Below are 14,100 nucleotides of genomic sequence, written 5' to 3' on the forward strand. Positions count from 1 at the left end.
CCCGTTCTACTCGCCCGACTGCGGAAGCCGGGCCAGGGCCGCCTGGGCGGCATCCGACCAGTGCGGGGAGTCCCATGCGGCTGCTACCCGGTCGGCCTCCCGGTAGTGGCGCTGCGCTTCCTGCGCATGGCCCAGGAATTGGGCGAGTTCGCCCAGGGTCTGCGCGACGGGCCGGAAGACGAGGCTGAGGCTGCTCGCTCCGCCTGCCAGCCCTTGAAGGGGAAGGAGATCGCGGTAGACCTCGGCGGCCGCTTGCCGGTCGCCGAAGGCGATGGCGGCGATGCCGCGCAGGCCGGCCAGGATGGAGTAGGCGAAGTCGCGGCGGATCGGCGCCCTGCGGGCGAAGACCTCACGGGCCTCTTCGGCGCGGTCCGCGGCCAGCAGGGCGAGGGCGGTGAGGGATTCGTTGTGCGGCTGGTACTGCTCCCACACCGCGAGCAGCACCGGCAGGACCTCGGCGAGCCGGTCCTGCTGCAGGCGGATGCATCCGGCCGCCAGGCCCGCCAGTCCGCTGAGGTCCACCGCCCCACGCGCTCGCAGTTCCGCCACCGCAGACGCCAGGTCCTGCTCCGCCTCGCCGAATCGGCCCTGGGCCATGGCGACCATGGGGCGGCGCAGCCTGGCGATGGCGAAGGCACCGCGCAGCTCGTAGGTGCGGGCGATCTCGTCGGCGCGTACGAGGCACCGCTCCATCTGCGCCGGGTCGTTGCCGGCGGCGGCGATCCGGGCGGCGGTGTAGGAACTCATCCAGGAGTACTCGGGGCTGTCCTGGGAGGCGGCGACCTCGGCAAGTTCTTCGTGGAGTTCGAGATAGGCGGCGGGTTCCAGTTCGCAGTCGATGCGGCGCAGCAAGGAGGTGAGGGTCAGGCCCTGGAGCCGGGGATCGCCCACGGTCCTGGCGAGCTCCACGGCCTGGCGTGCCACGGTCACGGCGCGGGGGTCGGTGTCGTCTAGTGCGTCGGCGAGCTGGTCGAGGAGCAGGCACCGCTGCCGGTCGTCCGGGTGGTGATTCTCCAGCAGGTTCGTGAGCTCCTCGACGGCCTCGGGATCACAGGCCGCGTACGGGCGGACGCGCCAGGGCGTCGGTTCGGTCCATGTCGTGTAGGCGGCGGTCAGCAGGTCTGCCCGGCCCTCGGCACGGGCCACCCGGACGGCCTGCTGCTGTGCGTCGCGGGCCGGTACGACGGCCCCCATCCGGATCCGGCAGTCGACGAGCTGGCCCAGCAGCATCACACGCAGCAGGGCGGCGTCCTGGTCTGCGAAGGCTGCCGGATGGTCGGCCAGAAGGCCGAGGGCCGTGTTCAGCAGGGCTTCGGCGTTCTGCGGGGCATAGCGGCGCACGGCCTGCTCGCACGCCAGCCGGGCATGGTGGACCGCGGGGCCGGCGTCGGCGGTCACGACCGCGGCCGCCCGCAGGAGGTGGTGGGCGGTGGCGGCGACGTCGTCCGAGCCGAGGGCGATCAGGCTCCTGCCCAGTCGGGAATGCATCCGGGCCAACCGCAGGCGCGTGAGGTCCGCCTCCAGGGCGTCTCGTACGAGGGCGTGGCTGAAGCGGACCGTACCCGCCCGCGGCTCGGTGAGGAGCCCGGCGGTCACGCCGGCGTCCAGGGCGTCGAGGAGTTGCTCGGGATCGCAGTCCGCGGCCTGCACCAGGAGGGCGATCGGGGCCTCGCGTCCGGCGACGGCTGCGAGCCGCAGTCCGGCCGTGACGGTCGGTGCGAGCAGGGCGAGCCTGCGCCGCAGTACGTCCTGGACCCCTTGCGGGATCCGGGCCAGGGCTTGCTGCTCGCCCTCGCCGGCCAGCAGGAGGGAACTTTCACGGAGGTAGAAGGGGTTGCCCCCGGCCCGTTCGGCCAGGGCCGCCGCGGCCTGCTCGCTGATGTCGGCCGTCGACCGCCGCAGCAGTTCCTTCGCCTGGGTGTCCGACAGGCCCGAGAGCTTGATTCGTACGGGCGAGCAGGCAGCCAGGCGTGCCAGTGCGCCGGTCAGGTCGCCCTCGCCGGTGCGGTACGAGCCGACCAGGACCAGTGGTGCGTCGCGCAACTGCTCGGCGCAGAGCAGGAACAGCTCGATGCTCTCCTGGTCGCCCCGGTGCAGGTCGTCCAGCACGATCGCCAGCGGCTGCCGCGCGGCTGCGTCGCGGAGCCAGCCGAGCAGCGCCCGGTGCAGCCGAAAGCGCCGGGCCGGGCTGCCGTCCGGCTGCTCGGAGCCGCTCGAGGTGCCCGGGGCCAGCAGGGGGGCCAGCTCGTCGGCGTACGGTCCTGGTGGCGCGTCTTCGGCGAGGCCGGGGAGGAGATCGAACCAGGCCCGGCCGGGCGGGGCGCCGTCGGTCTCCGGGCACTGCCCAGATCCGACCAGCCAGCCCTGTGGGGGCAGTTGGCGCAGTGCGGCCTGCAGAAGGCTCGACTTGCCGATTCCGGCCTCGCCGGAGACCAGGACCACCTGCGCGCGGCCGCCGCGTGCCCGCTCCGCCGCGTCGGCGATTGCCGTCAGCTCTTCGTCACGGCCCAGGAGCCGGCCTGCCATGAGGACCGTCGGCGCAGTCGGCGTCCCCGGTCCGGCAGCCGTGACGGAGCTGCGGAGCGTCACGGTGGCGGCCATCCCGGTTCGCGCGGTGGTCGCGGTGGGCGCCCCGGTCTCTCGGTGAAGGACGTCCAGACGCTGGTGCAGCAGGGCCTGCTCCAGCTCCAGCAGGGCCGGACCGGGTTCGACGCCGAGTTCTTCTCCGAGGACGTGCCGGGCCTGCCTCAGTGCCGCCAGGGCGTCCCCCTGTCGGTCGCGGGCCCACAGCGCCAGCGCCAGCAGCCGCCATCCCTCCTCGTGCAACGGCTGCTCCCGGGTCAGCGCGCCCGCGTCGGTGAGGGCCTGCGCAGCCTGCCCGTGACTCAGCCGCGTGGCGACGAGCCGTTCGCGGGCAGCGCGGTGCAGTTCCTCCAGGCGGGTGCGTTCACCGGCCGTCCAGGGCTCGTCCGCGAACTCCGCGTACGGCTGCCCGCCCCACGAGGCGAGCGCTTCGGCCAAGCCCTCGGCCGCGGCGTGGGCGGGCAGACCCGCAACCGAGCAGGCTGCGACCCGGTCCTCGAACACCCAGGCGTCCAGCGCGTCCCGTTCCAGGGCGAGGGCGTAGCCGTACGGCGCACTGAGCAGGAGCCGAGCGGCGGTCCTCGGTGCTCGTTCCGGTTCGAGAAGGCGCCGCAGACGCGCGATGTAGGCGTGCAGCGACGCCTGCGCACTCGACGGGACACGCGTGGGCCACAACCTCTCGATGATCCGCTCCGTGGAGACGACCTCTCCACGGGCGAGCAGGAGTTGGACCAGAACCATCCGCGCGAGCCGACCCGGTGTGGCAACCGGGCGGCCGTCGACCTCGACCCGGAGCGCGCCGAGCACCTTCATTGTGACCATGACAACCACATCGTAAACGGCGCGGCACCGTGGACGATCTCCGGCGACCGTGCCGAGAACCCAAAGAACCTCGCCTGATCCCCTCCCCCGCCGCGCCGTCAGTCCGCGTGCCCTGAACGAGCCGGAGTGGTGATCAATGGTGCGGGGACTTCATGACGGCCGCCAGGCGGTCCCCGTCCGACGGTGCGGGGAACGCTGGGCGGGCAGAGCGACGCCCGAGACGGGCGAGTGCTGCGGCGAGGTGGCCGATCAGGGCTCGCACGGAGACTCCTCACGCACGGAGCGGGAGTTCAGCACGGTCGGCTCCGTCCTGTATGCGACGGCGCCGCCAGGGAACGGAACTGATCCCACTGCACTTTCGGGCGGGGCAGACCGCGCCGCGCGAGATAGCGGTCGGTCGACCGCTTGGTCTGGCGCAGGACCCGCAGGGTATCGCTGACCCGGCCCGAACCCATGGGTTCGATCACGCTGGACGGCACCAGGAGCCAGCCCGAACCGGTCTGCCTCAGGTCTCCGCGTACGAGCGCGTTGTACATGTGGTTCAGCAGTTCGTCGTGCCGGTGCACCAGCAGGCTGGCCGGCCCCGGCTCGACACGGCAGTCCGGTGGGACCTCGACCAGATAGCCCGACGGTGTCGGCTGCGGGCGGGTACGGGCGAGCAGCGGTGCCCCCGAGGCGTCCCGGCCGGCCAGTACCGCCGTCGGCATACGGCCGAGTTGCGCGGCCCCGGGCAGCGTTTGCGTCGCGGCGGCGGGAGCCGGCGCCTCGAGCCCTGGCAGCTCCTCCAGGCTCGGCCTTATGCTCACCCGTTCGGGTTCGACGGTGATGAGGAGGCGCAGGTAGTACCAGGACATCACCGGCCTCATGGGGCGCTTGAGGTAGGCGCGGCTGTGCGGCTGGCGTTCGAAGAGCCTGCGCCAGTACTCCTCGGCCCCTTCCGGACCCGTCATGATCGCGTCGGGGCAGTGGGCGCGGCCGCTGACGAACACTTGCGGAGCCCGGTCCAGTTCGCTGCCCGTGGGGTCGGAGAAGAGCAGCGCGACCCGGCCGTCGCGGCGTACGTTCAGCGCCTTTTGGGCGAAGGCGAGGGACGTGGTCAGCAGGAGGGTTCCGTCTTCGCGCCGAGCCACGGCCGTCGGCCAGGCCAACGGCGTTCCGTTCTTGCCGAGGGTGACGAACTCGCAGGTACGGTAGGCGTCCAGGACGTCGTGGGGAGCGCAGTCGAGTACCGTCATCGCGCCGCTCCGCGGACGAGTACGGCCGGCGTCCGCTGCGCGGTGCGTTCGCCGAGCGATGGCCGGACGGACTCGTCCTCACCGTTGCGGTGGCGGTGCAGCCCGTATTCGGTGAAGCGGTGGGCGACCGAGGCGGCCCGGCCCGTTGCACCGTGCGGGGCTGCGGGGAGCAGGGGCGACAGCGGTTTCCGCTCGCGGTGGTCCGCGATCGTCTCGTAGGGGCGGGGCTGTTCGGAGGTACTGCTGGGTGACACGCTCGGTTGCTCCAGGATCGAATGCCGACGGCGGATACGACACGGTGCTCACCGGGCCTTGGCGTGGACTTGGTGCCGACTTGCCGTTCCTGGACACCGAAGGCATATGAGGCCCATGACGGCCCTTAAATGTGGCCGCCTACCGCAGCCTGCGCCGGCTCAACGGCGCTGTCAGCCCGTGCCTGGAGCTCAGCGCGCTCAGCAGCGGCGTGGCGCCCTGCGCCGACGAGCTCGCTCTCCCCGTGCTGGAGGAACTCACGGCCCTGGCCATCGACCACCTCGGTGACGCCAACGACCTGTGGTCGTACCACAAGGAATTCCAAGAGCCCGGGGCCATCCCGACCCTGCTGCCCCACGTGCTGATGGCCGAGCGCGACATCAGCCTGCCCGAGGCGGTCACCGCCACCGCCAACCTGTGCGATGACCTGATCAGAGCATTCCAAAACAAGGCCAGCACCATCGAGCCCACCGCCCCGGTCCAGATCCTGCGCTACCTCGACGTCCTCCGCGCCTGGGTCCGCGGGAACCTGGAATGGTCCGCCCACTGCCACCGCTACCACCTGGAGGGCTGAGCGCTCGGCGGGGTGCGGAATACCACCACGGCTCACTGCCCGGACTCGTGCCACGGCAACCACCCGAGCCGCGTCCCTGTCCCCAGAGCGGATCGAGGAGCTGCCTGCCATCGGCATGCGGTGGACGTAGACGGACAGGCGGCCGTCCCGGAGAGTTGTGACACCGTCAACCGTTGAACCATCACCCAACTGGCCTTGTGGGAACAGGAGGTCTGGTCACGCCAGGGCAGCCCCTTTCCGACGAGGGCAACACCGTATTGCGTGACGCATCCATTTTTCGGGAATTGACAATATGTGAGTGCTTTGCGCTCGCATGGGACTCCGGCCGCCGCCAGGGGAAGGCTGTCGGCGGCGGCCGGAGACAGACGGCCAGGGCCGCCTGCATGGACACCTCTCACGCGCCAACGCCACGACGCACGAGCCCTGTCGGCCCATGCCACGCCATGCCCGGCATCCCGGACGGAACCGCTGACCACGACCCTCGGCACTCCGCCTCACAGCCCGGAAGGCAAAACCGGACCCAGCAGCGGCCGAGCAGGCGACCCCGGTCCCGTGCGATGTCAGAGCCGCGATCCGCGCACGTCCCGCCGCCGGGGGCGCCGGAACAGGCCCTGTGGTCGTCATCAGTGAGCGGGTGCGGGTCGGATCCGAGGCGGCGGCGCCGGCGGTGGGCGGCCGCTGCCGCGTACACATGTGTGCAAGCCTGGCAGCCGACGGCGGCCGACGACACGACTGGACGGTGAGGACGCGATGCGGAAGGCCTATCACGCGGAGCTGGATGCGATCAGTGATGGCCTGGTGGAGATGGCGAACCTGGTCGGCTCTGCCATCGGCCTCGCCACCACCGCGCTCCTGGACGCCGATCTGCAGCTGGCAGAGAGCGTGATCTCCGCCGACGAGAAGGTCGACGACCTTCAGCGCGACCTGGAGAACCGGGCAATCGCGGTACTGGCGCGGCAGCAGCCTGTTGCCACGGACCTGCGCATCGTGGTCACCTCGCTGCGCATGAGCGCCGACCTGGAACGCTCGGGGGACCTGGCCCAGCACGTGGCCAAGCTGGCCCGGATGCGTTACCCCCGGCGGGTCGTGCCGCGCGACCTGCGCCGCACGATCTTGGAGATGGGCCAGCTCGCGCAGCGCCTGATGGCACAGGCCGCCGAGGTGGTCCTCACCCAGGACGTCACGGCGGCATTTCAGCTGGAACAGGACGACGACCGCATGGACGAGCTGCACCGCCTGATCTTCCAGCACCTGATGGACGAGAAATGGCAGCACGGCGTGGAGACCGCTGTCGACGTCACGCTGGTCGGCCGCTACTACGAGCGGTTCGCCGACCATGCCGTGTCGGTGGCCCAGCACGTGGTCTACATGGTCACCGGCGAGCACGCGGACGAGCTCCCCACGGACGGGCCGGCATGACCTCTGTCCGGCACGGTGCCCGCTTGTTGTCGTTCCTCGATCGCACGACCGGCAGCAGTGGGTAGCCGGCCGGGCTGTCCCCGCTCCGGGGGCGGAGCCTGCGGCGGGGCTTTCCGGGGATCGAGCGGTGAGACCCCGATGACGGGGTGGGTCACGTCGTCGAGTTCCGGCGGTGGTCGCCGCTGTGTGGGCGGAGACGGTCGGTGTCGCGGACGAGGTCATCGATGCGCGCCGCGAGATCGGGGTGGTCGGACGCCAGATACGGCTGCGTGAGCGTCAGGGGGCCGACGAGGGCGGCCGCGTCGTTGCCGGCGAGGGCGGCGGTGAGCTCGGCAATAGGACCGCGGGCGGCTGCGGGAAGGCCGGTGGCCGCGGTGATCTGGCCGGCGAGCTGACGCAGGTTGGCGGCGTTGGCGCGGGCCCAGGCGGTGACGGTGCGGTCGGCGGCACGGCGGTCGCGGGTGGCCCGTACCCGCTGCTCGCCCGTGGACCCCGGGGTTCCGGGGCGTATACGCAGGTAGCGGCGTTCGGCGGCCTGGCGGCTGGCAACGCCGAGGGGGCGGGCGAGGTCGGCCCAGCTGGCTCCCGCGTTGCGGGCCGTTTCGATCAGGCCGGTTTCCCATCCGGCGAGCTGCTCGCGTACCTGCCGCAGCAGCAGAAGGGAGGCCAGGGCCTGCTCCGAACCTACGTGGGCCTCGGAAGTGCTGGTGACCTCGTGCCGGGCGGCATGCAGGGCTTCGTCTATGGCTTGAAGGGCTGTGGCGGCGGCGAGGAACGACGCCGGGCCCTGTGCATCGGCGCTGGCTGAGGCCGGCTGGTCGGCCGGGGTCATGGGCACCTCCCTCGGTGTGTCATCCTTCGGACGACACCGTGTTTGTCATCCATTGGATGACATGTTACAACGGTTTCAGTGAGGCGCATTGGCAGCAACTGCCCGAACCTGCTGGAGGTGTTTTCCGATGTTGATGCGCACCGACCCCTTCCGTGAGCTTGACCGGCTCACTCAGCAGCTCCTGAATACCACCGGCACCTGGTCGCGGCCCTCCCCGATGCCGATGGACGCCTACCGCGAGGGCGACCAGTACGTGGTGGCCTTCGACCTTCCCGGCGTCAGCGCGGACGCGATCGACATCGACGTCGAACGGAACATGCTGACCGTCAAGGCCGAGCGCAGGCCCGTGGCGAAGGCCGACGACGTGCAGATGGAACTGTCGGAACGGCCGCTGGGGGTCTTCTCCCGCCAGATCGTGCTCGCCGACACGCTGGACACCGAACACATCCAGGCCGACTACGACGCGGGCGTGCTCACCCTGCGCATCCCGATCACGGAGCGCGCCAAGCCCCGCAAGATCGCCATCGGCGTCGGATCCGGCCGCAAGGAGATCTCCGGCTGAGCCCCCTCCCCCGGCGACGCGCCCGGAGGACGGGGGGACGGCCTCCCCTTGGGCCCCCGTCCTCCGCTCGCCGCCACACGCGCACGGGAGCAGCGATGACCATGCGATGGCAGGCGTTCCTGGACAAGGTCAAGGAACGCGGCAAGTACGAGACCACCGAGGAAGCCGAGCGGGCGGCCCGCACGGTGCTGGCACTGCTGGGCGCACACCTGGTGGGCGAGGTACGGGCGGAACTGGCCGCCCGGCTGCCAGAGAATCTGGCACTGGTCCTGCTCAATCCGCTCCAGGCGCACGAGCCGCTGTCCCCCGAGCGGTTCGTGAGAGCCACCTCGGCATGGATCGAGGGAGCAACCGAACAGACCGCCGCCTGGGACGTGGGCGCTGTGCTCAGTGTGGCCGCGGACGCTGCGGGCGAAGAGCTCACCGGCCGCATCCTGCTCCAGCTCCCGGCGGGCTACGACCTGCTGTTCGGCCACCCCCAGCCCGTCTAGCCCACAGGCAGCGACACCCTTCCCCTCACCGCGAACAACACCGGTGGCCGGCGGCGAGCCCCGGCCACCGCCTCACACGAGAAAGGCGACCGCGTCACCGATGATTCCCCAGCAGGAGCCGTACCGGTCCACCGTGGGGATGACGTTCGAGCAGATGCTGGAAGAAGTGCGGTACGAGGGTGCGTACCCCACCCGCGCCCAGGCCGAAACGGCCGTGCACGCCGTACTGGCCGCCCTCGGACGACAGCTCACGGGCGATGAACGCGTGGAGCTGGCCGCCACGCTGCCCCACGAGGCCGCCGTCACCTTCACCTCCCAGATCCCCGCCACCGTCCCCCTCACCGGCTGGGGCTTCGTCCACGACCTGGCATCCCACACCCGCAGCACGCCAGCCACCGCCCGCTGGGACGCCGGAACCGTCCTGCGCATCGTGGCCCAAGTGGCCGGCGAGGAACTCCTCAGCCGAATCCTCACCCAACTCCCCTCCGGCTACGCACTGCTGTTCGGCCGCGCCGAACTCACCAGGCGGCCTGACACGCGGGCAGACGGTGCACGGCTGTGCAACGAGGCCGACACACCGGGCCGCTGGCGCTACTACTTCACGGGCACGAGCACCGCGCCCGCCGCCAGGGCCACGGGCGACTTCGTCGACGTGAAGTGACGAAGGGTCACGGCGCCGCCTTTAAGCGACGCACAAGGGCGCGCTGCCGTGAGGCAGCGCGCCCTTGTGCCCCAATGGCCGCTGACAGCAGTCGTCGTGCCCTGGACCGTCAGTGCCAACACAAGGAAGTAGGACGTGGTGCGAGGTCGAACGACGAGCGCGCTGTGCGCCGCGGCAGTCGCCCTGCTGTCCGGCGCCTGCGGTAATGCCCCGAAGGCGCTGCCGCACGAACGTCGTGGGTCACTGGACAGGCGACTGTAGATCGACGCTCACGGTCGAACCGGACCGCACCTTCAGGTCCGTGCGTTTGTCCGCGCATCAGGTTTGCCGCGGCCTGCTCGCCCTCCTCTTCCTCAACCCGACACTTTCCCTGGCTCCCATCCCGTACGCCCTCGACCCACACACCGTGGAGCGGGCGTGGGTCCTGGCGTCCAGGTGGAGCGCGCCACTGTACGAGCGACCTGGACTTCGAAGCTTGACCACTCAGTCGGAACTCCTCGAAACAGCAGGTCAATGCGGCATTCGAGAGCATCCCGGCACGCAGGCTACTTCCCTGCTGTGCCTGAGCGGTTCAGGTGGCGGGTTCGCCATCTGTGGCGCTCAGGTGGCGGCGCGCGGTCAGAGACGAAGGACGAGCAGGGCGATGTCGTCGCGGGCGCCGCTGCTGACGCCGAGGTGCGCGAGCAGGGCGTCGGCGAGGCGTTCGGGGCCGTGGCGGGCATGGCGGGCGAGCGCGTCGGTGAGGCGTTGCAGGCCGGCGTCAATGTCCTCGCCACGGCGTTCGATGAGGCCGTCGGTGTAGAGCACGAAGGTGTCGCCGGGGGTGTAGGGCAGGTCGGCCTGGGGGCGGGGCACGTGTTCGGGGCGGGCCCCCAGCGGAGGGTCGGTGGCCTGGTCGAGCAAGTCGCAGCTGCCGTCCTGGTGAAGCAGGACGGGAGGCGGATGGCCGGCACTGCTGTACGTGATGCGGCGAGCACGGGTGTCGACGACCGCCTGGACGACGGTGGTGGCCAGCGCACCCTCCACATAGCGTGCGTACAGGCCCAGGACGTCCAAGGCGCTGGCGGGCTCTTCCAGGGCCAGGACGGAGGCGGAGAGCGCGCTGCGGAGCATGCCCATGACGGCGGCGGCCTCCAGGCCGTGGCCGACGACGTCGCCGACGGCGACGGCGTATCTGTTCTCGGGCAGGTCGACCACCTCGTACCAGTCGCCGCACACGTTCAGTGACCCGGTGGCGGGCAGGTAGCGCACCGCGGTGTCCCGGTGCCGTGCCAGATGGGGCGAGCGGAGCATGGCCTCCTGCAGGGTGAGGGCGACCTGGCGCTCCCGGGCGTGGGCCTGGCCCAGTTCCTCGTTCAGCCGCCTCAGCTCCCGTGCCCGCGCGTACAGCTCGACCTCCATCGCCTCCGCGTCACTGAGCGCTGTATCTTCTCGCGGGCGGCGGGACCGGATGAACGAGGTCACATCCTCCCCCCGGTGGATGATCCACACCACCTGCCCATCCGGCCCCAGCACCGGGGTATTGATCGCGGACCACCACCGCTCCTCGAACACGCCCGGCTGGCCGGCCACCGGAATGTCGTACTTCTGCGGCGCCATCGTGTCCGGCTGCCTCGAACGCAGGACCCGCTGCAGCGAGGCGTGCAGATTCCGCACCCCCTCAGCATCCGGGTCCGCCGGATTTTCAGGGAACGCATCAAAGAGGTACCGCCCGAGCAGATCCTCCCGGCTACGGCCGGTCACCCGGCAAGCCGCCTCGTTGACGTCGGCGATCACCAGGTCCGGGCCGAGCACCATATAGGGGCTGGGGGTAACCGCGAACAACGCCTCGTAGTCAATCCCCGACCCCGCCACGCAGTGCCGCCATGCACCCTCACCAGGAATGTTCCCGTCGCTCACCCCTACGTTCTACCGTGCATCAGGGCCTTCGACACCCGGGCAAACGCCTACCTGCAGCCCGTCTGTGCCGGGCCGGTGGGGGTGGGGGCGGCAGTTTTGAAGCCTCGGAAAGCTCTCCGTCAGCGCATCCCAGACAGGTGCGTGGAGGGTTGCCTACCCCGCTCGGCTCAGGCCATGGATCAGCCCGGTGGCCGCGGCGGCTGGACGAGAGCGGGCGATGGTGCGATTCCCGGACCGGCGCATGACCGGCGAGGTGTTCACCGGCTGATGCGCACACCACCGTTGCCGCCGACGCCATCAGGGTCACCGCCGACGGCCACGCCGGCGGGCGGGTTGCCGGCCAGGCGCCGGGGCCGGACTGGTCGGATGTCGTGCGTCCTCAGCCAGCAGCTCCGCCCAGTCCGCGTGCATAGCATCTGCGGGCTGTTCCGCCAGTTCCTCGTTCGCGAATCGGAGCGTGCGAACGAATCGCTCCGTTCTGCGCCGCAGAACGCCGCCCGCCACCTGGACGGAGTCGAGTCCCAGGAGCGCCAGGCCAGCGCGGTGCGCAGCTGTGGGCAGGGCAGCAAACGGCCCCGGTGCCGGGTGGTACCGGGCAGCACCGGGGCCACGACCGGCGCGAGTCCCGTCGTAAGGCGCCCGGACTCGCACACGCGTCACGGGATAAACGCGCCCTGACGGCGCAGGTCACGGGCCCGGTCAAGCGTCCGTATCAGCTCGCCAGGCATCCACCACCCGCTCGGCCGGGTCACGTCTCCGGTCAGGCGCCCGTCGCTCCAGAGCAGTCCGCCGCCACCCACTCCCCCACCGCAGCACCTTCCTGGAACAGGGCAGCTGCTCCCGTCTCCGGGCGACACAACAGCCGCCCGGAACACGCCTGCTGGTCCGGCCACTGAGGCGCATGCCCTCCCAACGACCCAGACCATACTGAGCCCATGGGTCACGCTGAACGCAACGGCGACACCGAAGAACAGGGATCACCACCTCTGGTCATCCAGTACAAGCAGGACAACGCCTGGGTCATCGCCGTCCCCGGCAACTGGGACTTCAGCTCCATCGCCCCGCTCGCCGATGCCATGGAGAACGCCGCACGGGAACACGCCCTCCTCGTCGTGGACGCCTCCGCCGTCGCCTTCGCGGACTCTGCGTTCCTGAACCTGCTGCTGCACATCCACCATTCCGGCACCACCACACTCCGCCTGGCCGGCCCCCCGCCGCAGCTGCAACGCGTCCTGCAGCTCACCGGAGCCGACACCGTCCTCGACATCCGCCCCACCGTCCACGACGCCACCCTCACCTAGCCAGGCGGGTTCGTTTGGATCAGTCGGTCGTTGGTCTGGGTGTGCCGTTGCCTGACGTGCAGTGGGCACGGATCGATCTGTCCCGCCGGGTTGGACGCCGAACGGGTGGCCGGTGACGCGGCATGCGGTGCAGGCGGGAGCGTTACCGGAGCGGGTGTTCGCGGTGACACACGCGATCGTGACCTTGGTGGTGAGAGCAGGCCCTGTACTGGGAGAACGCGGAGATCTGGCCGTACCGCCTGCACCGGCCGGCGGGAGCCAGCGTGTCACATGGCGCCGACGCCACCCCCGGGGCATCCTGTGGGCACTTGCGATCGCGGGAACAGCCGACGAGAAGGGTCCAGCCATGCCGGTGTCGTCGCAGGACGTTACGGTCGTGGCGCTCCTCGCGGACCCGGACGCGCCGACGGAGATCGCTCAGCGCATGGCCCAGACACTTCCTGATCGGCTCGCCGACAAGTCAGGCCAGGGGCGACGGTTCGACGTCGAGGTGGTCAGTGAGCCCTTCACCTCAGGGACCGAGGACCCGCCCACCTTGATGCGTCGGATCATGGACCGTGGGAGTGCGGAGGACTGGGACATCGTCGTGGCCCTCACCGACCTTCCGCTGCACTTGCACGGGCGCAAGCTCGCTGTGAATCTGAATCACGAACACGGCTTGGCGCTGCTCTCTCTTCCTTCACTGGGGGGCCTGCGGCTGCAGACGAGGGCCCGGCGGGCCGTCGAAGAAGTTGTGCTTGGCTTGGCGGGTCCGCACACCACTGGGGCTGAAGGACCTCCGCGAAGTCAGCCGCTTCTGGGGCCCTTCGTCGATCGTCTCGCGCCTATTCATCCGGCCCAAACCGGTGAGAAGGAGACCGACGATCTTCGGTACGTCGTCAGCGGGCCGCGCGGTTACCTGCGGGTGCTCGCCGGTATGGTCCGCGCCAACCGGCCGTGGCGGTTGGTGCCGGGCTTGTCGAAAGCCCTGGCGGCCGCACTCGCCACGGGAGCAGTCGCCACCGTGAACTCCACCGTCTGGAGCCTGGCCGCGTCCCTGAGCACGCCACGCCTCGTGATCGCCACGGTCGGGTCTGTCGCGATCATGATCGGCTGGCTGATCGTGGACGCGAACCTGTGGCATCGATCACCAGAGAGCTCGCCGGAGGCGAGGCAGAGGGCGGCTCTCTACAACGCCTCGACCGTCGTGACCGTGGGGATCGGGGTGCTCGTCTGCTACGTGGGTTTGATGGTCATCAACTTGGTGTGGGCGCTGTTCATCCTCAACGACCGAGTGTTCGCTTCCACGACGCGAACCCCGCTTCACGCCACGGGGTACTGGACGTTGTCCTGGTTCGTCGCTTCGGTCGCCACCGTGGGCGGCGCCCTTGGATCGGGTTTGGAGAGCGACGCGGCGATCCGGGCAGCCGCCTACTCCAAGCGCGAACAGGAACGTCGCAGAGTACTGGACGACGATCACGGTGACTAGG

At 70.5% G+C, this 14,100-nt stretch carries 11 protein-coding genes and 1 pseudogene; 7 read left to right on the plus strand and 5 right to left on the minus strand.

The window, feature by feature from the left end; all coding sequences use genetic code 11:
- Positions 1–6 precede the first annotated feature (6 nt).
- The 3 genes from Q8A52_RS46165 to Q8A52_RS46175 all read right to left on the minus strand — a co-directional run bounded on the left by Q8A52_RS46165 (position 7) and on the right by Q8A52_RS46175 (position 4,894).
- Complete coding sequence (locus Q8A52_RS46165) at positions 7–3,405, minus strand: ATP-binding protein (RefSeq protein ID WP_316764149.1); 3,399 nt, start codon at positions 3,403–3,405, stop codon at positions 7–9.
- A gap of 290 nt (positions 3,406–3,695) precedes the next feature.
- Entirely contained in the window at positions 3,696–4,640 is a 945-nt protein-coding gene (locus Q8A52_RS46170; protein ID WP_316764152.1) for a pyridoxamine 5'-phosphate oxidase family protein, read from the minus strand.
- Positions 4,637–4,894: a hypothetical protein gene (locus Q8A52_RS46175; protein ID WP_316764155.1), complete on the minus strand. Its 258-nt coding sequence runs from the start codon at positions 4,892–4,894 to the stop codon at positions 4,637–4,639. Before Q8A52_RS46175 ends, Q8A52_RS46170 begins: the two co-directional genes overlap by 4 nt.
- A 131-nt stretch (positions 4,895–5,025) precedes the next feature.
- Between Q8A52_RS46175 and Q8A52_RS46180 the strand changes: the two genes are divergently transcribed.
- Both Q8A52_RS46180 and phoU read left to right on the plus strand, forming a co-directional pair.
- Positions 5,026–5,466 (plus strand): terpene synthase family protein, encoded by a 441-nt coding sequence (locus Q8A52_RS46180; protein ID WP_316764160.1) that lies wholly within the window; start codon positions 5,026–5,028, stop codon positions 5,464–5,466.
- Positions 5,467–6,216: 750 nt separating this feature from the next.
- On the plus strand, positions 6,217–6,885 hold the full coding sequence (phoU, locus tag Q8A52_RS46185; protein ID WP_316764162.1) for a phosphate signaling complex protein PhoU: 669 nt from the start codon (positions 6,217–6,219) through the stop codon (positions 6,883–6,885).
- A 151-nt stretch (positions 6,886–7,036) separates the two neighbouring features.
- Here the strand turns inward: phoU and Q8A52_RS46190 are convergent, their stop codons facing one another.
- The gene (locus tag Q8A52_RS46190) at positions 7,037–7,717 is read right to left on the minus strand and encodes a type III effector protein (protein ID WP_316764164.1); all 681 of its coding nucleotides are present in this window, start codon (positions 7,715–7,717) and stop codon (positions 7,037–7,039) included.
- 127 nt (positions 7,718–7,844) lie between these two features.
- Between Q8A52_RS46190 and Q8A52_RS46195 the strand changes: the two genes are divergently transcribed.
- The 3 genes and pseudogenes from Q8A52_RS46195 to Q8A52_RS46205 all read left to right on the plus strand — a co-directional run.
- Positions 7,845–8,279: an Hsp20/alpha crystallin family protein gene (locus Q8A52_RS46195; protein ID WP_316764167.1), complete on the plus strand. Its 435-nt coding sequence runs from the start codon at positions 7,845–7,847 to the stop codon at positions 8,277–8,279.
- 95 nt (positions 8,280–8,374) lie between these two features.
- Positions 8,375–8,770, plus strand: coding sequence for a DUF2267 domain-containing protein (locus tag Q8A52_RS46200; protein WP_316764171.1), 396 nt, complete (start codon positions 8,375–8,377; stop codon positions 8,768–8,770).
- Between the two features lie 100 nt (positions 8,771–8,870).
- Positions 8,871–9,296: pseudogene (locus Q8A52_RS46205) on the plus strand (DUF2267 domain-containing protein); the annotation flags it as partial.
- Between the two features lie 753 nt (positions 9,297–10,049).
- On the opposite strand, the gene Q8A52_RS46210 reads toward Q8A52_RS46205, so the two are convergent.
- Positions 10,050–11,228, minus strand: coding sequence for a PP2C family protein-serine/threonine phosphatase (locus Q8A52_RS46210; protein WP_408649379.1), 1,179 nt, complete (start codon positions 11,226–11,228; stop codon positions 10,050–10,052).
- Positions 11,229–12,265: 1,037 nt separating this feature from the next.
- On the opposite strand from Q8A52_RS46210, the gene Q8A52_RS46215 reads away from it, so the two are divergent.
- Both Q8A52_RS46215 and Q8A52_RS46220 read left to right on the plus strand, forming a co-directional pair.
- Complete coding sequence (locus Q8A52_RS46215; RefSeq protein ID WP_316764174.1) at positions 12,266–12,631, plus strand: STAS domain-containing protein; 366 nt, start codon at positions 12,266–12,268, stop codon at positions 12,629–12,631.
- 346 nt (positions 12,632–12,977) lie between these two features.
- On the plus strand, positions 12,978–14,099 hold the full coding sequence (locus tag Q8A52_RS46220; RefSeq protein ID WP_316764175.1) for a hypothetical protein: 1,122 nt from the start codon (positions 12,978–12,980) through the stop codon (positions 14,097–14,099).
- Position 14,100: the final 1 nt, after the last annotated feature.

This window comes from Streptomyces herbicida (genome assembly GCF_032656585.1).
Taxonomy (GTDB): Bacteria; Actinomycetota; Actinomycetes; order Streptomycetales; family Streptomycetaceae; genus Streptomyces; species Streptomyces herbicida.